This window comes from Ramlibacter algicola (assembly GCF_016641735.1).
GTDB classification, from domain to species: Bacteria; Pseudomonadota; Gammaproteobacteria; order Burkholderiales; family Burkholderiaceae_C; genus Ramlibacter; species Ramlibacter algicola.
This window is the reverse complement of sequence record NZ_JAEDAO010000001.1, coordinates 2178652-2201348: the sequence shown is the minus strand read 5'-3', so window position 1 is coordinate 2201348 and position 22697 is coordinate 2178652. Positions and strand designations below refer to the sequence as shown.

General features: G+C 68.8%; 23 protein-coding genes. 9 read left to right on the top strand and 14 right to left on the bottom strand.

Annotated features, from left to right (window positions below; all coding sequences use genetic code 11):
- The 6 genes from I8E28_RS10750 to I8E28_RS10725 form a co-directional block, all read right to left on the bottom strand.
- Window positions 1-252 carry a MoaD/ThiS family protein gene (locus I8E28_RS10750; protein ID WP_200788033.1) on the bottom strand — a complete coding sequence of 84 codons (252 nt, stop codon included), beginning with the start codon at window positions 250-252 and terminating at the stop codon, window positions 1-3.
- Window positions 249-1475 carry a molybdopterin-binding protein gene (locus tag I8E28_RS10745; protein WP_200788031.1) on the bottom strand — a complete coding sequence of 409 codons (1227 nt, stop codon included), beginning with the start codon at window positions 1473-1475 and terminating at the stop codon, window positions 249-251. The genes I8E28_RS10750 and I8E28_RS10745 overlap by 4 nt, the downstream gene beginning before the upstream one ends.
- Window positions 1472-2002 carry a molybdopterin-guanine dinucleotide biosynthesis protein B gene (gene mobB, locus I8E28_RS10740; protein WP_200788029.1) on the bottom strand — a complete coding sequence of 177 codons (531 nt, stop codon included), beginning with the start codon at window positions 2000-2002 and terminating at the stop codon, window positions 1472-1474. Before mobB ends, I8E28_RS10745 begins: the two co-directional genes overlap by 4 nt.
- Complete coding sequence (gene thrC / locus I8E28_RS10735; protein ID WP_200790368.1) at window positions 1999-3414, bottom strand: threonine synthase; 1416 nt, start codon at window positions 3412-3414, stop codon at window positions 1999-2001. The genes mobB and thrC overlap by 4 nt, the downstream gene beginning before the upstream one ends.
- Before the next feature lie 84 nt (window positions 3415-3498).
- Complete coding sequence (locus tag I8E28_RS10730) at window positions 3499-4809, bottom strand: homoserine dehydrogenase (protein WP_200788027.1); 1311 nt, start codon at window positions 4807-4809, stop codon at window positions 3499-3501.
- Window positions 4806-6032 (bottom strand): pyridoxal phosphate-dependent aminotransferase, encoded by a 1227-nt coding sequence (locus I8E28_RS10725; RefSeq protein WP_200788025.1) that lies wholly within the window; start codon window positions 6030-6032, stop codon window positions 4806-4808. Before I8E28_RS10725 ends, I8E28_RS10730 begins: the two co-directional genes overlap by 4 nt.
- Window positions 6033-6138: 106 nt before the next feature.
- Here I8E28_RS10725 and I8E28_RS10720 point away from each other — a divergent pair, with 106 nt between their 5' ends.
- The 5 genes from I8E28_RS10720 to I8E28_RS10700 all read left to right on the top strand — a co-directional run bounded on the left by I8E28_RS10720 (window position 6139) and on the right by I8E28_RS10700 (window position 10697).
- Window positions 6139-6516 (top strand): Mth938-like domain-containing protein, encoded by a 378-nt coding sequence (locus I8E28_RS10720; RefSeq protein ID WP_200788023.1) that lies wholly within the window; start codon window positions 6139-6141, stop codon window positions 6514-6516.
- A gap of 97 nt (window positions 6517-6613) precedes the next feature.
- Window positions 6614-7090, top strand: coding sequence for a peroxiredoxin (locus I8E28_RS10715; RefSeq protein ID WP_200788021.1), 477 nt, complete (start codon window positions 6614-6616; stop codon window positions 7088-7090).
- A 186-nt stretch (window positions 7091-7276) separates the two neighbouring features.
- Window positions 7277-8956 (top strand): PhoH family protein, encoded by a 1680-nt coding sequence (locus I8E28_RS10710; RefSeq protein ID WP_200788019.1) that lies wholly within the window; start codon window positions 7277-7279, stop codon window positions 8954-8956.
- A gap of 74 nt (window positions 8957-9030) precedes the next feature.
- Window positions 9031-9459 (top strand): DUF2844 domain-containing protein, encoded by a 429-nt coding sequence (locus I8E28_RS10705; RefSeq protein ID WP_239027217.1) that lies wholly within the window; start codon window positions 9031-9033, stop codon window positions 9457-9459.
- Window positions 9456-10697 carry a DUF3443 family protein gene (locus I8E28_RS10700; protein ID WP_200788016.1) on the top strand — a complete coding sequence of 414 codons (1242 nt, stop codon included), beginning with the start codon at window positions 9456-9458 and terminating at the stop codon, window positions 10695-10697. The genes I8E28_RS10705 and I8E28_RS10700 overlap by 4 nt, the downstream gene beginning before the upstream one ends.
- A gap of 6 nt (window positions 10698-10703) precedes the next feature.
- Here I8E28_RS10700 and dnaB read toward each other — a convergent pair whose 3' ends face one another.
- From dnaB to ppsA, 8 genes are all read right to left on the bottom strand, one after another.
- Window positions 10704-12113 (bottom strand): replicative DNA helicase, encoded by a 1410-nt coding sequence (dnaB, locus tag I8E28_RS10695; protein ID WP_200788014.1) that lies wholly within the window; start codon window positions 12111-12113, stop codon window positions 10704-10706.
- Window positions 12114-12299: 186 nt separating this feature from the next.
- Complete coding sequence (gene rplI, locus I8E28_RS10690) at window positions 12300-12752, bottom strand: 50S ribosomal protein L9 (RefSeq protein WP_200788012.1); 453 nt, start codon at window positions 12750-12752, stop codon at window positions 12300-12302.
- Between the two features lie 11 nt (window positions 12753-12763).
- Window positions 12764-13045, bottom strand: coding sequence for a 30S ribosomal protein S18 (gene rpsR, locus I8E28_RS10685; RefSeq protein ID WP_200788011.1), 282 nt, complete (start codon window positions 13043-13045; stop codon window positions 12764-12766).
- Between the two features lie 9 nt (window positions 13046-13054).
- On the bottom strand, window positions 13055-13351 hold the full coding sequence (gene priB, locus I8E28_RS10680; protein WP_200788009.1) for a primosomal replication protein N: 297 nt from the start codon (window positions 13349-13351) through the stop codon (window positions 13055-13057).
- A gap of 28 nt (window positions 13352-13379) precedes the next feature.
- Complete coding sequence (rpsF, locus tag I8E28_RS10675; protein ID WP_200788008.1) at window positions 13380-13745, bottom strand: 30S ribosomal protein S6; 366 nt, start codon at window positions 13743-13745, stop codon at window positions 13380-13382.
- 118 nt (window positions 13746-13863) lie between these two features.
- Entirely contained in the window at window positions 13864-14172 is a 309-nt protein-coding gene (locus I8E28_RS10670; RefSeq protein WP_200788006.1) for a DUF4212 domain-containing protein, read from the bottom strand.
- Between the two features lie 2 nt (window positions 14173-14174).
- Window positions 14175-16256 (bottom strand): VC_2705 family sodium/solute symporter, encoded by a 2082-nt coding sequence (locus tag I8E28_RS10665; protein WP_200788004.1) that lies wholly within the window; start codon window positions 16254-16256, stop codon window positions 14175-14177.
- Window positions 16257-16326: 70 nt separating this feature from the next.
- The gene (gene ppsA / locus I8E28_RS10660) at window positions 16327-18720 is read right to left on the bottom strand and encodes a phosphoenolpyruvate synthase (RefSeq protein WP_200788002.1); all 2394 of its coding nucleotides are present in this window, start codon (window positions 18718-18720) and stop codon (window positions 16327-16329) included.
- Between the two features lie 188 nt (window positions 18721-18908).
- Here ppsA and ppsR point away from each other — a divergent pair, with 188 nt between their 5' ends.
- The 4 genes from ppsR to bfr all read left to right on the top strand — a co-directional run bounded on the left by ppsR (window position 18909) and on the right by bfr (window position 22686).
- Complete coding sequence (gene ppsR, locus I8E28_RS10655; protein ID WP_200790367.1) at window positions 18909-19730, top strand: posphoenolpyruvate synthetase regulatory kinase/phosphorylase PpsR; 822 nt, start codon at window positions 18909-18911, stop codon at window positions 19728-19730.
- 149 nt (window positions 19731-19879) lie between these two features.
- A complete protein-coding gene (ahpC, locus tag I8E28_RS10650) occupies window positions 19880-20443 on the top strand; it encodes an alkyl hydroperoxide reductase subunit C (RefSeq protein WP_200788000.1) in 564 nt (187 codons plus the stop codon).
- An 85-nt stretch (window positions 20444-20528) separates the two neighbouring features.
- Entirely contained in the window at window positions 20529-22103 is a 1575-nt protein-coding gene (gene ahpF, locus I8E28_RS10645) for an alkyl hydroperoxide reductase subunit F (protein WP_200787998.1), read from the top strand.
- Between the two features lie 103 nt (window positions 22104-22206).
- Complete coding sequence (gene bfr, locus I8E28_RS10640) at window positions 22207-22686, top strand: bacterioferritin (RefSeq protein WP_200787996.1); 480 nt, start codon at window positions 22207-22209, stop codon at window positions 22684-22686.
- Window positions 22687-22697: the final 11 nt, after the last annotated feature.

Here is a 22697-nt window from a genome sequence, read left to right as displayed (position 1 = left end):
TCAGCCCCCCGTCACGGGCGGGAAGAACGCGACTTCGCAGCCGTCGCGCAGCGGCGCGTCGTCGGTGGCCATGACCTGGTCGAGCGCCATGCGCACCGCGCGGCCGTCCCCGAGCGCCTGTGCGTACGGCTCGCCTTGCGCCACCAGTTCGTCGCGCAGCGCGAACAGCGTGGCCGCGCCGGTGGCGCGCGCCTCGCTGCCGCGCCCGATCGCCTCGCGCACGCTGGCGAAGTAACGCAGCTGGACCTTCATGCGAGCCACTCCGTGAACGGCAGGTAGCGCACGGTGTCGCCGCGCGCGATCGTGTGGCCGGGAGCGACGTCGACGACGCCGTGGGCCCACGCACACGACGTGAGCACACCGGAACTCTGGTTGGGAAACAGATCGAGCCCGCCTTCGCCGTCGCGGCGCACGCGCAGGAACTCCCGGCGCTTGTCCGGCCGCGGCCAGTCGAAGTGCGCGGGCAGCGCCAGCGCGTGCGGCGCAATCTGCGAAGCACCCTGCATGCGCAGCAACGCCGGGCGCACCAGCAGCAGGAACGTGACGAAGCTGGACACCGGATTGCCCGGCAGGCCCATGAAGTGGGCGTCGCCTATGCGGCCGTGCGCGAACGGCTTGCCCGGCTTCATCGCGACCTGCCACAGGTCGAGCGAGCCGAGTTCCTGCACGGCCGGCTTGATGTGATCTTCCTCACCGACCGACACGCCGCCGCTGGTGAGGATCAGGTCGTGCGCGGCAGCCGCACCGCGCAGCGCGGCGATGGTCGCGTCGCGGCGGTCCGGCACGATGCCCAGGTCGCTCACCTCGCAGCCGCAGCGCGCCAGCAGCTGGCGCAGGAAGAAGCGGTTGGAGTTGTAGATGGCGCCGGGCGCCATCTGCGCCGGCGGCACGGTACCGGGCATCACCAGCTCGTCGCCGGTCGAGAACAGCGCCACCCGCGGCCGGCGCGCGACGCGCAGGCGGTCGCGGCCGATACCCGCCGCCAGGCCGCAAGCCGCGGGGCCGAGCCGTTCGCCGCGGCGCAGGATGGTGCTCCCGCGCGTGACGTCCTCGCCGCTGCGACGAATCCACTGGCCGGCGCCAGGCACGCGCAGGATGCGCACGTGGCCATCGGCGAGCACCTCGGTGTCTTCCTGCATCACGATGGCATCGGCGCCCCCGGGCACGGGCGCGCCGGTGAAGATGCGGGCGATGGTGCCCGGCTGCAGCGGCTGCGCCGCCTGCCCGGCCGGGATGCGCTGGCTGACCGGGAAGGCGACGCCTTCGTCGGCGATCTCGGCCAGGCGCACCGCATAGCCATCCATCGCGCTGTTGTCCTGCGGTGGCACCTGCAGTTCCGCAACCAGGTCTTCGGCGAGCACGCGCCCGTCGGCGTCGAACGTCGCAACGTCCTCCGCATCCGCCAGCGGCTGCACGCGCGCCAGCAACTCGGCCAGCGCGTCGTCCAGCGGGCGCAGCGGGGGACGGGAGCTCACGTGTAGTTCTCCAGGCGGTACTCGAACCGGTCGCCATGCTCCACCAGCCAGGCGGCCACGGCGTCCGGGTCGTTCAGATCCAGCACCGGGCGCAGGGTTTCGGTCGGCAGGGACGGCTGGTCGGTGGCGATGGCGACGATGAAGTGGTCGTGCGGGTAGCGCACCTCGGCACCGGGCTGGCCGCGCCACACCTCGACCTTCAGCAGGTCGCTGGTCTTGAAGCCTTCGACGAGGACCCAGTCCACGCCGTCGTAGAGCTCCGCCAGCAGGTGGTGCACGGTGAGCTTGGCCGGCTGCTCGAATTCGCGCATCAGCGCCAGGCGCCGATCGGAGGCGACCACCACCTCGAATGCGCCCGCGGCGCGGTGCCGGTACGTGTCCTTGCCCGGATGGTCGACGTCGAAGTTGTGGTGCGCGTGCTTGGCGATCGACACGCGCAGGCCACGCGCCTTCAGCGCGGGAATGACGCGTTCGATCAGCGTCGTCTTGCCCGAGCCGGAGTAGCCGGCGAACCCGACGACCTTCATGCGCAATGCCCCGCGATGTAGGCCTTGACGTGGGCGGCGTCGGCCGGCAGCACCGTGACGCGGCGCGGCAGCTGCTCGATGCCGACGAACTTCGCCGGCCGGTCCGGCTCGCGCCCGAGCGCCTCGACGATCGTGCTGGCGAACTTCACCGGCAAGGCGGTCTCCAGCACCAGCATCGGGATGCCGGGCTGGCGGTACGCGCGAGCGACCTTCAGGCCGTCGGCGGTGTGCGTGTCGACCATCGCGCCGAAGCGGTCCCAGGTGTCGCGGATGGTGGCGACGCGGTCGGCGTGCGTGCTGCGGCCGCTGAAGAAACCGAAGCGCGCCTGCAAGTCCCGGAAGGCCGGATCCTGCGACAGGTCGAAGCGGCCGGTGCGCGCCAGCTCGCCTTCGAACAGGCTGCGCGTGCGAGCACCGTCGCGCCCGAGCAGGTCGAACACGAAGCGCTCGAAGTTGCTGGCCTTGCTGATGTCCATCGAGGGGCTGGACGTCTCGTGCGTCTCGGCGGCGGGCCGCACGCGGTACACGCCGGTGCGAAAGAACTCGTCGAGCACGTCGTTCTCGTTGGTGGCGAGCACGAGGCGCTCGATCGGCAGGCCCATCATGCGCGCGACGTGGCCGGCGCAGATGTTGCCGAAGTTGCCCGAGGGCACGGCGAAGCTGACGCGCTGGGTGTCACCCGACGTCGCCTGGAAGTAGCCGGCGAAGTAGTAGACGACCTGCGCCACCAGCCGCGCCCAGTTGATCGAGTTGACCGTGCCGATGCGGTGCTGGCGCTTGAACACCAGGTCGTTCGAGACCGCCTTGACGATGTCCTGGCAGTCGTCGAACACGCCCTCGACGGCGAGGTTGTGGATGTTCGCGTCCTGCAGGCTGAACATCTGCGCCTGCTGGAAGGGGCTCATGCGGCCGTGCGGCGACGTCATGAAGACGCGGATGCCCTTCTTGCCGCGCATCGCGTATTCGGCGGCACTGCCCGTGTCACCGGAGGTCGCACCCAGGATGTTCAGCTGCTCGCCGCGGCGGCCCAGTTCGTACTCGAACAGGTTGCCCAGCAACTGCATCGCCATGTCCTTGAAGGCGAGCGTGGGGCCGTTGGACAGCGCCTCGAGGAACAGGCCCTCCTCAAGCTGCTTCAGGGGGACGATCTGCGGCGTGCCGAACACCTCCGCGGTGTACGTCTTCGCGCACAGCGCCCGCAGGTCGGCCGCCGGGATGTCGTCGATGTAGAGCGACAGGATTTCGAACGCGAGCTCGTGGTACGGCAGGCCACGCCACCTGGCGAGCGTCGCGGCATCCACCTGCGGATAGCGCTCGGGCAGGTACAGGCCGCCGTCGGGCGCGAGGCCCTCGAGCAGGATGTCGCAGAAGCGCTTGCGGTCCGGATGGCCGCGGGTCGACAGGTACTGCATGTTCAGCGGCCGCACGGCCGCCCGAAGGCCGCTGACGGCCCCCTCGGGGGGCAGAGAACGAAGTGAACGTGGGGGCTCATGTTCCTAGGCCAGTTCTTCCTTGCGGATGCGCACGATGGGGGCGAGCACGGTGGGCAGCTGCTGCATGCGCGCGAGCACGCCGTCCATGGTCCCTTCGCGCACCGAGTGCGTGAGGATGATCAGGTCGGTCTGCTTCTCGCCCTCGCCCGCTTCGCGCTGCAGCATCGCGTCGACCGACACGCCGCCTTCGGCCAGCAGGCCGGTCAGCTGGGCCAGCACGCCGGCCTGGTCGGCCACGCGCAGCCGCAGGTAGTAGCTGGTGACGACCTCGCTCATGGGCAGCACGGCCAGGTCGCTCATCTGGTCCGGCTGGAACGCGAGGTGCGGCACGCGGTGCGCGGCGTCGGACGTGTGCAGGCGCGTGATGTCCACCAGGTCGGCGATGACCGCGCTGGCGGTCGGTTCGCTGCCCGCGCCCTTGCCGTAGTGCAGCGTGGTGCCGACGGCGTCGCCCTGCACCACGACCGCGTTCATCGCGCCCTCGACGTTGGCGATCAGCCGCTTGGCCGGCACCAGGCTGGGGTGCACACGCAGCTCGATGCCCTTGGCCACGCGCTTGGTGATGCCCAGCAGCTTGATGCGGTAGCCGAGTTGCTCCGCGTAGCGGATGTCCTGCGCGCCCAGGCGCGTGATGCCCTCGACGTAGGCCTTGTCGAACTGCACCGGGATGCCGAAGGCGATGGCGCTCATGATCGTCGCCTTGTGAGCGGCGTCGACGCCTTCGATGTCGAAGGTCGGGTCGGCTTCGGCGTAGCCCAGGCGCTGCGCGTCCTTCAGCGCGGCGTCGAAGTCCAGGCCCTTGGCCCGCATCTCCGACAGGATGAAGTTGGTGGTGCCGTTGATGATCCCGGCGATCCACTCGATGCGGTTGGCCGTCAGGCCTTCGCGCAACGCCTTGATGATCGGGATGCCGCCGGCGACGGCGGCCTCGAAGGCGACCATCACGCCGCGTTGGTGCGCGGCCGCGAAGATCTCGGTGCCGTGCACGGCCAGCAGCGCCTTGTTGGCGGTGACCACGTGCTTGCCGGCCGCGATGGCTTCCATCACCAGCTGGCGCGCGATGCCGTAGCCGCCGATCAGCTCGACGACGATGTCGATCTCGGGGTTGGCGATGACTTCGCGCGCGTCCTTGACGACACGGGCGCTGTCGCCGACGACGGCGCGCGCGCGCTCGGTGTCGAGGTCAGCGACCATCGCGATGGCGATGCCGCGGCCGGCGCGCCGCTGGATTTCCTGCTGGTTGCGCTGCAGGACGTTCCAGACGCCGCTGCCGACCGTGCCGATGCCGAGCAGGCCGACCTGGATGGGTTTCATTCGGAATGACGCTTTCGGTAGGTCTCGAGGAACTTGGCGATGCGGCTGATCGCCTCGCGCAGGTCGTCCTCGTGCGGGAGGAAGACGATGCGGAAGTGCTGGTTGTCCGGGTAGTTGAAGCCGGAGCCCTGCACCAGCATCACGCGCGTGGCCTGCAGGAGCTCGAGGAAGAACTGGCGGTCGTCCGCGATCGGGTACAGCTTCGGGTCGAGCCGCGGGAACATGTACAGCGCCGCCTGCGGCCGGGCGCAGGTCACGCCGGGGATCTGCGTGATCAGTTCGTACGCGAGGTCGCGCTGGCGGCGCAGGCGCCCGCCCGGCGCGACCAGGTCGTTGATGCTCTGGTAGCCGCCCAGCGCGGTCTGGATCGCGTACTGCCCCGGCACGTTCGCGCACAGGCGCATGTTCGAGAGCATGGTGAGGCCCTCGATGTAGTCGGCCGCGGCGCGCTTGTCGCCCGACACCACGAGCCAGCCGGCGCGGTAGCCGCACGAGCGGTAGCTCTTGGACAGCGAGTTGAAGGTGAGCGTCAACACGTCGTCCGACAGGCTGCCCATCGCGACGTGCCTGACGTCGTCGTACAGGACCTTGTCGTACACCTCGTCGGCGAGGATCACCAGCCCGTGCTCGCGCGCGATGGCGACGAGCTGCTTCAGCGTCTCGACCGGGTACAGCGCGCCGGTCGGGTTGTTCGGGTTGATGACGACGATGCCCTTGGTGCGCGGCGTGATCTTCGCGCGGATGTCGGCGAGGTCGGGCTGCCAGCCGCTGGCCTCGTCGCAGCGGTAGTGCACCGGCGTGCCGCCCGACAGGCTCGTGGCCGCCGTCCAGAGCGGGTAGTCGGGCGAGGGCAGCAGCAGTTCGTCGCCGTCGTCGAGCAGCGCGTTGGTCGCCATCGCGATCAGCTCGCTGGCACCGTTGCCCAGGTAGATGTCGTCGAGCGTGACGCCGCCGATGCCCTGCTGCTGCGTGTAGTGCATCACGGCCTTGCGCGCCGCGAAGATGCCCTTGCTGTCCGTGTAGCCCGCCGAGTTCGGCAGGTTGCGGATCATGTCCTGCTGGATTTCCTCGGGAGCGTCGAAGCCGAACGCGGCGAGGTTGCCGATGTTCAGCTTGATGATCTTGTGGCCCTCTTCCTCCATCTGCCGGGCCGCGTCCATGATCGGCCCGCGGATGTCGTACAGCACGTTGGCCAGCTTGGCGGACTTGTGGACGGTCTTCAAAGGCCCTCCTGCAGGGGCGTTGTCAAGGGTGAAAGCTAGAATTTGACCATAGTTCCGCTGGGCCTCCGCCGTGGCGGGACACACCACGCCGCGAGCCCACCTCCCCATGAAACTGCAGCCTGACAAGTTCGACGTGCAGGCCATCACCGGCTATGGGCCGGGGTGGGTCGGCGTGGGTACCGAGCGCTTCACGCACAGCATGGTGGTGGGATCGCGCGGCGACCTGGCGCCGTGGGGCGCCGCCCGCTTCGAGGACCTCGGCCCCGAGCACTTCGCCCGCCTGCTCGACCTGCAGCCCGAGATCGTGATCTTCGGCAGCGGCGACCGCATCCGCTTTCCGCGCCCCGCGTGGCTGCGCCCGCTGGTCGAGCGTGGCATCGGTCTGGAGACCATGGACACCCAGGCCGCCTGCCGGACCTACAACGTGCTCGCACAGGAGGGACGGCACGTCGCCGCCGCCCTGCTGATCGAGGCTTCTGGCTGAGCCGCGCCCGCTGGGCGAATGGGGTAAAATCGGCTCTTGGGCCGCAGTGAGTCCGCGCCCGCGGCGGCATCCCTGTCACACGAGCTAGAAGAACCCCATGGCGATCGTTGTCAACAAGCCCCTTCCCGAATTCGAAGCGAACGCCACGGGCGGCATCAAGGTCAGCAACACCTCGCACGTCGGCCAGATCGTGGTGCTGTACTTCTACCCCAAGGACAACACCCCGGGCTGCACGACCGAGGCCATGCAGTTCCGTGACAAGTACAAGGACTTCGTGAAGGCCGGCGCCACCGTGTTCGGCGTGTCGCGCGACAACATGAAGTCGCACGACGAGTTCAAGTCCAAGCTCGAGCTCCCCTTCGAGCTCATCGCCGACACCGAGGAAAAGATGTGCCACATGTTCGGCGTGGTCAAGAACAAGATCATGTACGGCAAGAAGGTCAAGGGCATCGAGCGCAGCACCTTCCTCGTCGGCGCCGACGGCATCCTCAAGCAGGAGTGGCGCGGCCTGAAGGTCCCGGGCCACGTCGACGAGGTGCTCAAGGCGGTCAAGCTGCTCAAGAAGGCCGCCTGATCGCCCGTGACGTTTGGTAGCAACAGCGGCCACCGCGCCGCGGTCCCGGCGGGACCGTCGTGTATAGTGAATTCATGCTGTTGATCCCGACGCCCGGCGTCGTCACTGCACTCCCCGAACAAGCCGCCTGGCTCGCCTGGCGGCTTTTTTGTTTCCTGACCCTTCCATCCGGGACGTCGTCGACCTATGCCCCTGCCCCCCGCCCCCACCAAGCGCGCCGCCCTGCTCCCGGCCCAGGCGTACGACGCCCCGGCCCGGTCCTCGCACAAGGCCGCGCGCAAATCGGAGGCACCTGGCGCGGACGCGCCGCTGGCTGAGCGGCCGAAGGTCGAGGACTTCGATCCCCGCGCCGGCGGCGAAGCACAGCACGCCGTCGCATTCCTCGACGACGGCACCACGGCCGAGAAGGCCGGCCGCCGCAAGCCGGTGCAGGTCGAGGGCGAGCAGCCCGCGCCGCGCAAGAAGGCCAGGTCGACCGGCCCGCGCAAGCTGTTCGTGCTCGACACCAACGTGCTGATGCACGACCCGATGTGCCTGTTCCGCTTCGAGGAGCACGACATCTTCCTGCCGATGATCGTGCTGGAGGAGCTGGACGGCCACAAGAAGGGCACGACCGAGGTCGCCCGCAACGCGCGCCAGGCCAGCCGCTCGCTGGACCAGCTCGCCGGTGCGCAGGGCGCGGACATCGCCGCCGGCCTGAAGCTCGACTCGACCGGGCACGGCGAAGCCGGCGGCAACCTGTTCTTCCAGACCCAGTCGCTGGCCAACCACCTGCCGCCGAGCCTGCCGCAGGGCAAGGCCGACAACCAGATCCTCGGCGTCGTGCAGGCGCTGCGCGAGCAGCATGCGCCGCGCGACGTGGTGCTGGTGTCCAAGGACATCAACATGCGCGTCAAGGCGCGCGCGCTGGGCCTGGCGACCGAGGACTACCGCAACGACAAGACGCTGGACGACCTGGACCTGATGTACTCCGGCGCGCTCGCGCTGCCGGCGGACTTCTGGGCGAAGCACGGCAAGACCGTGGAGAGCTGGCAGAGCGGCCAGCACACCTACTACCGGATCAGCGGGCCGATCGTTCCCAGCCTGTTCATCAACCAGTTCGTCTACTTCGAGGCCCCGGGCGAGCCCAGCCTGTACGCGCGCGTCACCGAGATCCGCGGCAAGACCGCCGTGCTGCGCACGCTGAAGGACTACGGCCACCTGAAGAACGCCGTCTGGGGCATCACGACGCGCAACCGCGAACAGAACTTCGCGATGAACCTGCTGATGGACCCGGAGGTGGACTTCGTCTCGCTCACGGGCACGGCGGGCACCGGCAAGACGCTGATGGCGCTGGCGGCAGGCCTGATCCAGGTGCTGGACGAGCGCCGCTACAGCGAGATCATCATGACCCGCGCGACGGTCAGCGTCGGCGAGGACATCGGCTTCCTGCCCGGCACCGAGGAGGAGAAGATGGGCCCCTGGATGGGCGCCCTCGACGACAACCTCGAGGTGCTCGGCAAGACCGACACCGGCGCCGGCGAATGGGGGCGCGCCGCGACCAACGAGCTGATCCGCTCGCGCATCAAGATCAAGAGCATGAACTTCATGCGGGGCCGCACGTTCCTGAACAAGTACGTGATCATCGACGAGGCGCAGAACCTCACGCCCAAGCAGATGAAGACGCTGATCACGCGTGCGGGCCCCGGCACCAAGATCATCTGCATGGGCAACCTCGCGCAGATCGACACGCCGTACCTCACGGAGGGCTCGTCCGGCCTCACCTTCGCGGTCGACAAGTTCAAGGGCTGGCCGCACAGCGGGCACATCACCCTGGCGCGTGGCGAGCGCTCCCGGCTGGCCGATTTCGCCAGCGAAGTCCTCTGATTGCCAGGCACCGGTCGCGCCGCGATGATCTCGCGGCGCGCTCCGTTCGCCTGCGCCGCCACACCATGACCGCATTGCCCCGATTCCTCCTCGCGCTCGCCGCGGCCTGCGCCCTGCCCGCCACGGCAGGTCTCGGCCAGCCGGCCGGTCCCGCAACCGCCGGCGCCATCGTCCAACCTGCCGCCACGCCCCAGGGCGCCGCATACACGCGCGTGCAGCGCACGCTCGACACCGGCACCGTGGTCACCGAGTTCGTCGATGCAGGCGGCACCGTGTTCGCCGTCGCGTGGTCCGGACCGTTCCTGCCGGACCTGCGCGCCCTGCTCGGCCCGTCGTTCGATCGCCTGGCCACTGCCGGCACCGGCCGCGGCCGCACCTCCGCCCTCAGCATCAACCGCCCCGACCTGATGCTGGTCTCCGCGGGCCACATGGGCGCCTTCGACGGGCGCGCGTGGCTGCCACCGAAACTGCCGGCCGGGTTCGACACCCGGCAGATCCCATGAAGCGCTCGCCCTCTTCCTCCCACCGCTGGCTGGCCTGGCTGCTCGTCGTGCTGCTCGCCGGTTGCGGCGGCGGTGGGGGCGGCGACGCGACCACCCCGACGGCCGACACGTCGACGCCCCCGCCCGCGACTGGCATCGACGGACCGGTCATCGCGGGCGCCAACGTGCTGCGGGTGGTGATCGATTCCGGCGTGAACAAGGGCGCGATCAACGTGCCCTACGTCACCGTCACCGTGTGCGTGCCGGGCAGCACCACCTGCCTCGACATCGACCACGTGCTCGTCGACACCGGCTCCACGGGGCTGCGCCTGTCCGCCGCCGCGGTGGCGTCCCTCGCACTGCCCGGCGTGACGACCAACGCCGGCAATCCCGCCGCCGAGTGCGCGCAGTTCGCCAGCGGCTTCGCCTGGGGCAGCGTCAAGCGCGCGGACATCCGCCTGGGCAGCCAGACCGCGCCCGGCGTGTCGGTGCAGGTCATCAACGATCCGGCATTCCCGACCGTTCCCCCGTCCTGCACCAACACGGGCGGCGACATCCACGGCAACGGCGACGCCAAGGGCATCCTGGGCGTCGGCCAGTTCGTGCAGGACTGCGGGTCCGCGTGCGACATCGGGCCGGGCGTCCCGGCGGTCTATTTCGGCTGCCCGGCCAGCGGCTGCGGCGTGGGCACCGTTGCCGTCGCCTCGCAGGTGACCAACCCGGTGGCCAGGCTGCCCGCCGACAACAACGGCGTGGTGCTGGTGCTGCCTGCGGTGCCGCCCGGCGGAGCGCCGCGCGTCACGGGCTCCCTGCTGCTGGGCATCGGCACCCAGGCCAACAACCAGCTCGGGACGGCGACCGTGATGACGACCGATGCGCGCGGCTACTTCAGCACCACGTACAACGGCGTCGCCTACCCGCGCAGCTTCATCGACAGCGGCTCGAACGGCTTCTTCTTCACCGACGCCGGCCTGCCGGAGTGCAGCGTCTCGACCGACTTCTATTGCCCGCCGACCGCCACGACACTCACCGCGACACAGGTCGGCCAGAACGGCGCGAGCCGGCAGGTGGAGTTCTTCGTCGAGGGCGTGGACCCGCTGCCGGCCACCACCACGGCGGCCCACATCGGGGGCGACCCCGGGCCGTCGCTGACCCAGAGCTTCGACTGGGGCCTGCCGTTCTTCTTCGGGCGGTCGGTGTTCACCGCGATCTCGGGGCAGCAGACGCCCGGCGGCGCCGGGCCCTACTTTGCCTGGTAGGCGCGCTCAGAAGTCGTCGCTGCCGCCGCTGGCGAGCGACTCGAACTTGGTGAGCGGCTTCAGGAAGGCCAGCTTGCAGGTCCCCGTGGGGCCGTTCCGCTGCTTGCTGATGATGATTTCCGCGACGCCGGGCTCCTTGGAGTCCTTGTTGTAGTAGTCGTCGCGGTAGATGAACATGATGACGTCGGCGTCCTGCTCGATGGCGCCCGACTCGCGCAGGTCGCTCATCATCGGGCGCTTGTCGGTGCGGGCCTCGACGCCGCGCGACAGCTGCGACAGCGCGATGACCGGGCAGCCCAGTTCCTTCGCCAGCATCTTCAGGCCACGCGAGATCTCGCCGACGGCCGTGGCGCGGTTCTCGTCGGCCATGCCGCCCGACACGCTCATGAGCTGCAGGTAGTCGACGACGATCATTCCCAGCTTGCCGCCGCACTGGCGCGCCAGCCGCCGCGCGTTGGCGCGCAGTTCGCTCACCGTGAGGCCGGGCGTCTCGTCGATGTGCAGCGATACGTTGCGAAGCCGCTCGATGGCCTCGGTGAGCCGCGGCCATTCGTCGTCCGTGAGCTTGCCGGTGCGCAGGTGGCCCTGGTCGATGCGGCCGATGGAGCCGACGATACGGACGGCCAGCTGCGAGGCGCCCATTTCCATCGAGAACACGGCGACCGGCAGGCCCTCGTTCAGCGCGACGTGCTCGGCGATGTTGATCGCGAACGCGGTCTTGCCCATCGACGGACGCGCCGCGAGGATGACCAGGTCACCCGCCTGCAAGCCGGACGTCATGCGGTCGAGATCGTGGAAGCCGGTGGGGACGCCCGTGATGTCGTTCGGGTTGTCCGCCATCTCCTGCACGCGATCCAGCAGCTGCACCACCAGGCTGTCCATGCCCTGGAAGCCCTGCTTCATCCGCGAGCCTTCCTCGCCGATGTTGAAGATCTTCTGCTCGGCCTCGTCCAGGATCTGGTCGACCGCGCGGCCCTGCGTGTTGAAGGCGGCGGTGGCGATCTCGTCCGACGCAGACACCAGCTTGCGCAGGATGGAGCGCTCGCGGACGATCTCGGCGTAGCGGCGGATGTTGCTGGCACTGGGCACGTACTGCGCCAGGCCGTTCAGGTACGCGAGGCCGCCGACTTCCTCGGCCTTGCCGAGCGACTGCAGGTTCTCGTAGACCGTGATCACGTCGGCCGGCCGGCTGCCGTTGACCAGCGTGCCGATGGCCGCGTAGATCAGGCGGTGCTCGTAGCGGTAGAAGTCGCCGTCGGTGAGCAGGTCGCCCACTCGGTCCCACGCGCCGTTGTCGATCAGAAGGCCGCCCAGCACGCTGGATTCCGCCTCCACCGAATGGGGCGGCACGCGCAGTTGCGCGACCTGGCGGTCGCGCGGGAATTCGTCGTTGACGGGCGTCAGGACAGCGGACATTCGGGCGGGGTTCTCCTCGGCAGTGACTGTGCTCCCGCACTGTCGTTTTGTCCACGCACAACGCCGGGGAGATCGTGTGGACAACCACCCGCGAACCTGTGGAACGCCCAATGAAAAAGCCGCCCGGAGGCGGCTTTCCACAAGGACCGGGCTGCGCGAAGGCAGCCTCGTCCCGCGATCGTCGGCTTACGCCGTTTCGCCGTAGACGGTGACGTTGATGTCGACGACGACGTCCGTGTGCAGCGCGACGCTGACGGTGGAATCGCCCACCGTCTTGATCGGGCCGTTGGGCATGCGCACTTGCGCCTTCGCGACCTTGTAGCCCAGGCGATTGAGTTCCTCGGCGATGTCGAAGTTGGTGACGGAGCCGAACAGGCGGCCGTCGACGCCAGCCTTCTGCGTGACCTTGACGGTCGTGCCCGAGAGCTTTTCGCCCTGGGCTTGCGACTCGGCCAGCTTGGCGGCTGCGGCCTTCTCGAGTTCGACGCGCTTGGCTTCGAATTCGGCCTTGTTCGCTTCCGTCGCACGGCGGGCCTGGCCCGTCGGGATCAGGAAGTTGCGGGCGTACCCGTCCTTGACCTTGACGATCTCGCCCAGGTTGCCGAGGTTGACGACCTTTTCCAGCAGGATGACTTGCATGTGCGTTCCCCTCAGATGCGGTGCTGGTCGGTGTACGGCACCAGGGCCAGGAAGCGCGCGCGCTTGATGGCGGTGTTCAGCTGGCGCTGGTAGATCGCGCGGGTGCCGGTCAGGCGCGCCGGGATGATCTTGCCGTTCTCGGAGATGAAGTCGCGCAGGGTGTCGATGTCCTTGTAGTCGATTTCCTCGACGCCGGCGACGGTGAAGCGGCAGAAGCGCTTGCGCTTGAACAGCAGCGACTGGGTGTTGCGCTTCGGACGCTTGTCCTTGTTGAATTTCTTGAACGTGGCCATGTGGACCTCTTACGTTGGTTCAGCGGGTTCGAATGACTGGATGTGCAGTACGGGGTGCTTGCCGTTGCGCGGGGTGGCCAGGAAGCCCTGGAACGTCCAGGGACTGCCGACCGGTTGCCGGGCGATGGCTTCCGCCACGCTCCCGATCGCCTTGGCCCTGACCGCCGCCTTCACCTCGCGTCGCTGCCCCGCCTCGGTGGCCATCGACTCGTGCTCGAGTCGCAGGTCCAGGGCCGGCAGGCCCGCGGGGGTGTAGCGCAGCGCGCTGGCTTCGGCGATCCGGGCGGTGAGCGCGACCTGGTTCAAGGCCGGGCAGTCCCGCGCGTGGCGCGCCTTACGACTGGTACTCCGACTGGGCGGCCTTGCGGGCCTCTTCGCGCTCGACCGTCTTCATCATGGAAGACGGGCCGGTGTCGGCCTTCTTCTTCTGCACCGTCAGGTGGCGCAGCACGGCGTCGTTGAAGCGGAAGGCGTGCTCGAGCTCGCCCATCACGTCCTGGCCGGCCTCGATGTTGAGGCAAAGGTAGTGGGCCTTGGCGAGCTTGTTGATCTGGTAGGCCAGCTGGCGGCGGCCCCAGTCCTCGACCCGGTGCACCTTCCCGCCCCCGGCGGTGATCATGCCCTTGTAACGCTCCAGCATGGCCGGAACCTGCTCGCTCTGGTCCGGGTGGATCAGCAGCACGATTTCATAGTGACGCATGGACTCTCCTTGGGGAAGTGCCGGGCCGCGAAGGCCCCGGCGGAACTGCCGCCCCCGGCGTCAAGACGGAGTGCGGCAAGGCAAAGCCCACGATTGTACCGCAGGCGGGGCGAACGCCCTACCCGGCCGGCTGCCGTGGCTCGGCCGCGCGGCGATCCAGCCGGTCCATGCCGCGTGCGTACGCCCAGGTGATGGCCAGGTAGGCCAGCAACCCGCCCTGCGCGCCGAGCCAGAAGCTGAAGGGCCAACCGAACAGCGTGAAGTGCAGGTCCCGGGCGAAGTACGCCAGCACGAAGGTCACCACGGCCCAGACCAGCAGCAGCGCGGCGGTCAGGCGACGCGTCGCGGGTGACCGGGCTTGGCGCAGCGGATCGGCCGCCCCGTCGAGGGGCGCCGGCGCGCTGTGGGCCTGGAGGTCCGGCGCCATCGTCACCCCCTCGCCGGCGCCGGTGCCGGAAGGCCCCGCGGGCGGGCCAGGCTCACCACGACGATCGTTGCCAGCCCCGCGGCGACGCCGAACACGCCGGAGCAGACGGGCACGATGCCAAACCACTGCGGGCCGCCGCCCTGCAGGCCCAACGCCCCGCGCAGCCACGCGGCGTTGGCGACGATGTACCAGGACGTGAGGACCAAGCCCACGGCCATCCCGGCCACCGCAGCGGCGCGGGTCGTGCGCCCCCAGAAAATGCCGAGCACCAGGGCGGGGACGAAGGTCGCGGCCGCGAGCGAGAACGACGCGGACACCAGCGGCAGGATGTCCGCCGGCTTGAGCGACGCCACGAGGGCCGCCAGCAAGGCGACCGCGAGCAGCGCGAACTTGGACAGGATCACGCGCTGCTCCGCGGCCATCTGCGGCCGCACGTCGCGGCTGTACAGGTCGCGCACCATGGCATTGCTGATCGTCAGCAGCAGGCCGTCGGCGGTCGACAGCGCGGCGGCCAGGCCGCCAGCCGCGACGAGCGCCGACACCACGTAAGGCAGCCCGCCGATCTCGGGCGTGGCCAGCATGATCACGTCGGCGCCGAGCCGAAGTTCGCCGAACTGCAGGCGGCCGTCGCCGTTGATGTCGCTCACCGACACCAGGGCGGGGTCCACGCGCGCCCACTGCACGATCCAGGACGGCAGCGCGTCGAACGAACTGCCCACCAGGTGCTGCATCACCTCGTACTTCACCAGCACGGCCAGCGCCGGCACGCTGAAGTACAGCAGGCAGATGAAGAACAGCGCCCAAGCCACCGACTGGCGGGCCTGCGGCACGTCGGGCGTCGTGTAGAAGCGCGTGAGCAGGTGCGGCAGGCCGGCGGTGCCCACCATCAGGCAGAACATGAGCGCGAGGAAGTTGCGCCGCGACGTGTCGAACGCCTCGCGCTCGGCGGGCGTCCCGTCGGGGTCGCCCGCGAAGGGCTGCGAATGCGGCGGCAGGCCACTGAGGGGACGCGATCGATCCAGGCTCTCCTGCAGCGCGCGCGTCCACTGCTCGCGGGCCGCCGCCCCAGTGCGCGGCAGCGCGTTGAGCGCGCGTTGTGCGGCGAACAACTGCGAGGAGTCGGCGCCGCGGGCGCGCAACTCGCGCACGCGTTCCTGCGCAGCCAGGCGCTGCGAGCGCAGCGACCCGTCCACGTCCTGCAGCCAGGCTTCGTACTGGCGCGCCCGCCGCAGCGATTCGGCCTGCACCGCCTTCTCGCCGGGCGACTCGACCAGCTCGCGTTCGAGCCGCTCGATCTTCTCCAGCTGGTGGCCCACCACCAGCGGCGCGAAAGGACTGCCCACCTGCTTGTACGCGAGCCACGACACGGGGATGAGGAACGCCAGAAGCAGCACCACGTACTGCGCGACCTGCGTCCACGTGACCGCGCGCATGCCTCCGAGGAAGGAGCACAGGAGCACGCCGCCCAGCCCGAGCAGGATGCCGATCTCGAACTGCACGCCGGTGAGCCGCGACGCGATGAGGCCGATGCCGTAGATCTGCGCGACGACATAGGTGAATGAGCAGAGGATGGCGCCGAGGGCGGCGAGCCGCCGCGGCCACGCGCCGCCGAATCGGACCTGGAAGTAATCCGGCAGCGTGTAGAGCCCCAGGCTGCGCAGGTACGGCGCGACCAGCAGCGCAACGAGGCAGAAACCGCCGGTCCATCCCAGGACGTAGGCCAGGCCGCCCGGTTGCCCCGGCGTGCCGGAAAAGCCTTGCAGGTAGAGGCCACCGGCGAGGCTGATGAACGAGGCGGCGCTCATCCAGTCGGCCGCCGTCGCCATGCCGTTGTAGAAGGCCGGGATGCGCCGGCCGGCGACGTAGTACTCCTCCGGGTCGGTGGTGCGGCCCCAGATGCCGATGCCGGCATAGACCATCACCGTGCCGAACAGGAACATGGGCCCGAGCCAATGGCGCGCGAGGCCCTGTTGCTCGGCCCACGCGAGCAGCGCCAGCGTGCCGCACAGTCCGGCGGTGTACAGCCCCAGGATGCGGGCCAGCCGGCGCGCGTAGCGCACCGGCTGGTGGTCGGTGTCAGCCATCGGGTGAACAGGCCCTCCGGCGCGGATCATCGCACCGCGCGGAGGCGGCCCTGCTCAGGGAATGCTCGCGTCAGCGCGCGGCGAGCTGGTGCCAGGTGTCGATCACGCTGTCAGGATTGAGCGAGATCGAGGTGATGCCCTCGTCCGCGAGCCACTGGGCGAAGTCCGGGTGGTCGCTGGGGCCCTGCCCGCAGATGCCCACGTACTTGCCCTGCTTGCGGCAGGCGGCGATGGCGCGCGAGAGCATCGCGCGCACGGCGGGGTCGCGCTCGTCGAAATCGGCGGCAAGCAGTTCGAGCCCCGAGTCGCGGTCCAGCCCCAGCGTGAGTTGGGTGAGGTCGTTGGAGCCGATCGAGAAGCCGTCGAAGTACTCGAGGAATTCGTCGGCCAGGATGGCGTTGCTCGGCACTTCGCACATCATGATCACCTTCAGGCCGTCCTGGCCGCGGCGCAGGCCCTGCTCCGCCAGCAGCTTGGTGACGCGGTCGGCCTGGCCCAGCGTGCGCACGAACGGCACCATGATCTCGACGTTCGTCAGGCCCATGTCGCGGCGCACGCGCAGCAGCGCCTCGCACTCCATGGCGAACGCCTCGCGGAACTCGTTGCTGATGTAGCGCGCGGCACCGCGGAAGCCCAGCATCGGGTTCTCTTCCTCCGGCTCGTAGCGGCTGCCGCCAATGAGCTTGCGGTACTCGTTGCTCTTGAAGTCGGACAGCCGCACGATCACCGGCTTGGGCCAGAAGGCCGCCGCGATGGTGGCCACGCCTTCGGCGACCTTGTCGACATAGAACGCGCGCGGCGACGCATGGCCGCGGGCCACCGACTCCACCGCCTTCTTCAGGTCGGCGTCGACGTTCGGGTAGTCGAGGATCGCCTTCGGGTGGACGCCGATGTTGTTGTTGATGATGAATTCGAGCCGTGCCAGGCCGACGCCATGGTTCGGCAGTTGCGCGAAGTCGAACGCGAGCTGCGGGTTGCCGACGTTCATCGTCATCTTCACGGCGATGTCGGGCATGTCGCCGCGCTTGACCTCGGTGACTTCCGTCTCCAGCAAGCCGTCGTAGATGAAGCCGGTGTCGCCCTCGGCGCAGCTCACGGTGACCAGCGTGCCGTCCTTGAGCAGGCTGGTGGCGTCGCCGCAGCCGACGACGGCGGGGATGCCCAACTCGCGCGCGATGATGGCCGCGTGGCAGGTTCGGCCGCCGCGGTTGGTGACGATGGCGCTGGCGCGCTTCATCACGGGCTCCCAGTTCGGGTCGGTCATGTCCGTGACGAGGACGTCACCCGCCTGCACCTTGTCCATCTCGGAGATGCTGTGCACCAGGCGCACGGGCCCGGTACCGATCTTCTGGCCGATGGCGCGGCCTTCGGCGAGCACGGCGCCCTTGCCCTTGAGCTTGTAGCGCATCTCCGCCTTGCCGTGCTGCTGGCTCTTCACGGTCTCGGGGCGCGCCTGCAGGATGTAAAGCTTGCCGTCGCCGCCGTCCTTGCCCCACTCGATGTCCATCGGGCGGCCGTAGTGCTGCTCGATCACCAGCGCGTAGCGCGCCAGTTCCTCGACGTCCGCATCGGTCAGCGAATAGCGGTTGCGTTGCTCGAGCGGAACATCGGTCGTCTTGACCAGCTTGCCGCTGGCGGCGCGCTCTTCAGGCGTGCTGAACACCATCTGGATCAGCTTGGAGCCGAGGTTGCGCCGGATCACGGCCTTCCTGCCGGCCTGGAGCATCGGCTTGTGGACGTAGAACTCGTCCGGGTTCACGGCGCCCTGCACCACCGTCTCCCCCAGGCCGTAGCTGGAGGTGATGAACACCACGTCCGGGAAGCCCGACTCGGTGTCGATCGTGAACATCACGCCCGCCGCGCCGAGGTCGCTGCGCACCATGCGCTGGATGCCGGCGGACAGCGCCACGTCGGCGTGCGCGAAGCCCTTGTGCACGCGGTAGCTGATGGCCCGGTCGTTGTAGAGCGAGGCGAACACTTCCTTGACCTTGTGCAGCACCTGCTCGATGCCCACGACGTTGAGGAAGGTCTCCTGCTGGCCGGCGAACGACGCATCGGGCAGGTCTTCGGCGGTGGCCGACGAGCGCACGGCGAAGCTCGCGTCGGCGTTGCCGCCCTGCAGCTTCTCGAACGAGGCGCGGATCTCGCGCTCGAGCTCCGGCGGGAACGGCTGTGCCTCGACCCAGCCGCGGATTTCGGCGCCGGCCGCCGCGAGCGCACGCACGTCCTCCGTGTCCAGGGTCTTGAGACGCTGCGCGATGCGGTCGGCCAGGCCGCCGACGCCCAGGAACTCGCGGAACGCGTGGGCGGTGGTCGCGAACCCGGTGGGGACGCGCACGCCCTGCGGCAGCTGCGAGATCATCTCGCCGAGGCTGGCGTTCTTGCCGCCGACCGCCTCGACGTCGGACATCCTCAGGTTCTCAAACGGTACGACCAGGGCGGTCGCCTCGAAACGTGCAGACATGGGAAAGCTCCGGAAGTTGAAAGCATGTCCGCGCGCCGGCGCAGCCGGGGCGCGCCGAGGTCGCGGCGATGTGCTTGTTCGAGTGGGCCGGGGACCATGGGGCGCAAGGCGGAGGTGTTGCAGGGATTGTAGGCACGGGACCGCCGCGCCGGGGGTGGCCCATGGGCGCTACGATGCCGGCCGTGGCCATGCATTCCCGCACCGTCTTCTTCATCTCCGACGGCACCGGCATCACCGCCGAGACCTTCGGCAACGCGATCCTGGCGCAGTTCGAGTTCAAGCCGCGCCACGTGCGCCTGCCCTTCATCGACACGGTCGACAAGGCGCACCAGGTGGTGCGGCAGGTCAACCACACGGCTGAGGTCGAAGGCCGCCGGCCGATCGTCTTCACGACGCTGGTGAACGTGGAGATCCTCCAGGTCATCGAGGACGGCTGCAAGGCGATGCTGCTGGACATGTTCGGCACCTTCGTGCGCCCGCTGGAGATCGAACTGGGGATGAAGTCCAACCACCGGGTGGGCCGCTTCTCCGACGTCAGCAAGAGCCAGGCGTACCACGACCGCATCGAAGCCATCAATTTCAGCCTGGCGCACGACGACGGCCAGAGCAACCGCGACCTCGAGCAGGCCGACGTGATCCTCGTGGGCGTCAGCCGCAGCGGCAAGACGCCGACCTCGCTGTACCTCGCGATGCAGCACGGGTTGAAGGCGGCCAACTACCCGCTGATCCCGGAGGACTTCGATCGGCAGAAGCTGCCCGCCGCGTTGGCGCCGCACCGCAAGAAGATCTTCGGCCTGACGATCCAGCCGGAGCGACTGGCCGAAGTGCGCCACGAGCGCCGGCCGAACTCTCGCTACGCGGCGCTGGACAACTGCCGCACGGAAGTCGCGGAGGCGGAGGCCATGATGCGCCGCGAGGGCATCCGGTGGCTGTCGACGACGACCAAGTCGATCGAGGAAATCGCCACCACCATCCTGCAGGAAATCCGGCCCGAGCGGCTGGAGTACTGAGCGACTCGTCTGCACGTCGCCGCCTGACGGCGCGGTACGTCAATAGCCTTCGTTGATCAGGTGCATTGATTCAATCGAATTGATCAATCGCGCGCGGGAGGCCACACTCGATGCCATCCCACAACCACACCCCACGAGAGGAACCCACCATGTCCGTGCTCAACACCAAGATCAAGCCCTTCAAGGCCACCGCCTTCAAGGCCGGCAAGTTCATCGAAATCACCGAACAGGACGTGCTCGGCAAGTGGGCCGTGTTCTTCTTCTACCCGGCCGACTTCACCTTCGTGTGCCCGACCGAACTGGGTGACGTCGCCGACCACTACGCCGAGTTCCAGAAGCTGGGCGTGGAGATCTACTCGGTGTCGACCGACACCCACTTCACGCACAAGGCGTGGCACGACACGTCGGACACGATCAAGAAGATCCAGTACACGATGATCGGCGACCCGACCGGCACCGTGACGCGCAACTTCGAGAACATGCGCGAAGCGGAAGGCCTGGCTGACCGCGGCACGTTCATCGTCGACCCGCAAGGCGTGATCCAGGCGCTGGAAGTCACCGCCGAAGGCATCGGCCGTGACGCCTCCGACCTGCTGCGCAAGGTCAAGGCCGCGCAGTACGTCGCCGCGCACCCGGGTGAAGTCTGCCCCGCCAAGTGGGAAGAAGGCGCCGAGACGCTGAAGCCTTCGCTCGACCTCGTCGGCAAGATCTGACGCCGGCGTCCCCCGACGCGCCCCTCACAGGCCCGGGAGCGCCCACGCGCCCCGGGCCTTCGCTTTTCCGAAGGACACCACACCCATGCTCGACGCCAGCCTCAAAGCCCAACTCGCCGCCTACATGGAGCGCATCACCGGCCCGGTGGAGATCACCGCGGTGCTGGACGACTCCAAGGCCTCGCAGGACATGCGTGCCCTGCTGCAGGACATCGCGGACACCTCCAAGCTCGTGCGCGTCGCCGAAACGCGCGGCGAGCCCGGCGGTCCCATCCGCGTCCCCTCGTTCGCGCTGAACGCCCCCGGCCGCACCAATGGCCCGCGCTTCGCCGGCCTGCCCATGGGCCACGAGTTCACCTCGCTCGTGCTGGCGCTGCTGCAGGTCGGCGGCTACCCGCCCAAGGTCGAGCAGTCGGTGCTCGACCAGGTTCGCGCGCTCGACGTCGACCTGGACTTCGAGGTGTACGTCTCGCTCACCTGCCACAACTGCCCCGACGTCGTGCAGGCGCTGAACCTGATGGCGGTGCAGAACCCGCGCATCAAGGCGACCATGATCGAAGGCAGCCTGTTCCAGGGCGAGGTCGAGGAACGCCAGATCATGGGCGTGCCGACGGTGTTCCTGAACGGCACCATGTTCGGCAACGGCCGCATGTCGCTGGAAGAAATCCTGGCCAAGGTCGACAAGGGCGGCAGCGAGCGCGAGGCGCAGAAGATCGCGGCCAAGGACCCGTTCGACGTGCTGATCGTCGGCGGCGGCCCCGCGGGTGCCGCAGCGGCCGTGTACGCGGCGCGCAAGGGCATCCGCACCGGCATCGCGTCCGAGCGCTTCGGCGGCCAGGTGCTGGACACGCTGGGCATCGAGAACTTCGTCTCCGTCAAGGAAACCGAAGGGCCGAAGTTCGCGCTGGCGCTGGAAGAGCACGTGCGGCACTACGACGTGGACATCATGAACCTGCAGCGAGCGAAGGCGCTCAAGGCGGGCTCGGACCTGATCGAGATCGAGCTGGAGAACGGCGCCGCCCTCAAGGCGCGCAGCGTGATCCTGTCGACCGGCGCGCGCTGGCGCCAGGTGGGCGTGCCCGGCGAGGCGGAGTACCGCAACAAGGGCGTCGCGTACTGCCCGCACTGCGATGGCCCGCTGTTCAAGGGCAAGCGCGTCGCGGTCATCGGCGGCGGCAACTCGGGTGTCGAGGCCGCGATCGACCTGGCCGGCATCGTCGCGCACGTGACGCTGATCGAGTTCGCGGACCAGCTGCGCGCGGACGCGGTGCTGCAGCGCAAGCTCGCCAGCCTGCCCAACGTGACGACGATCCTGAACGCGCAGACGACCGAGGTCACGGGCGATGGCCAGAAGGTCAATGGCCTCCGCTACAAGGACCGCGTGTCCGGCGAGCAGCAGCACGTCGAGCTCGAGGGCGTGTTCGTGCAGATCGGCCTGGTGCCCAACACCGAGTGGCTCAAGGGCACGCTCGAACTGTCGCGCCATGGCGAGATCGTGGTCGACGCGAAGGGCCAGACGTCGGTCCCCGGCGTGTTCGCCGCGGGTGACGCGACCACGACGCCGTACAAGCAGATCATCATCGCCGCAGGCGACGGCGCGAAGGCGGCGCTCGGTGCGTTCGACCACTTGATCCGCAGCTCTGCACCGGCCGCGGCCTGAACACGAACGCTTCTCACACGCACGCCGTCCGCGTGCGTGTGGGCTTGCGTGCAGGCCGCGCCTCCGCGGCGAGAATGTGGGCCTCGCAATCAGGAGAACAACAATGCAAGGCAACCCGGGCGTCATCCAGCACCTGCAGGCGCAGCTGAAGAACGAGCTGACGGCGACCAACCAGTACTTCCTGCACTACCGCATCCTCAAGCACTGGGGCCTGGAGCGGCTCGCGAAAAAGGAATACGAGGAGTCCATCGGCGAGATGAAGCACGCCGACAAGCTGATGGAACGCATCCTGATGCTGGACGGCCTGCCGAACCTGCAGGACCTGGGCAAGCTGCTCGTGGGCGAGGACGTGCCGGAGATCCTCGACGGCGACCTCCAGAGCGAGCGCGGCGCGCAGGCCACCGTCAAGGCGGGCATCGTCGCGTGCGAACAGGCGCAGGACTTCGTCTCGCGCGAGATCCTGGTCGCCATCCTCGAGGACACCGAGGAACACATCGACTGGCTCGAGACCCAGATCGACCTGCTCGGCAAGATCGGGCTGCAGAACTACCTGCAGTCGGCGATGGGCGAGATCGAGGGCTGAGGCCCTCTTCC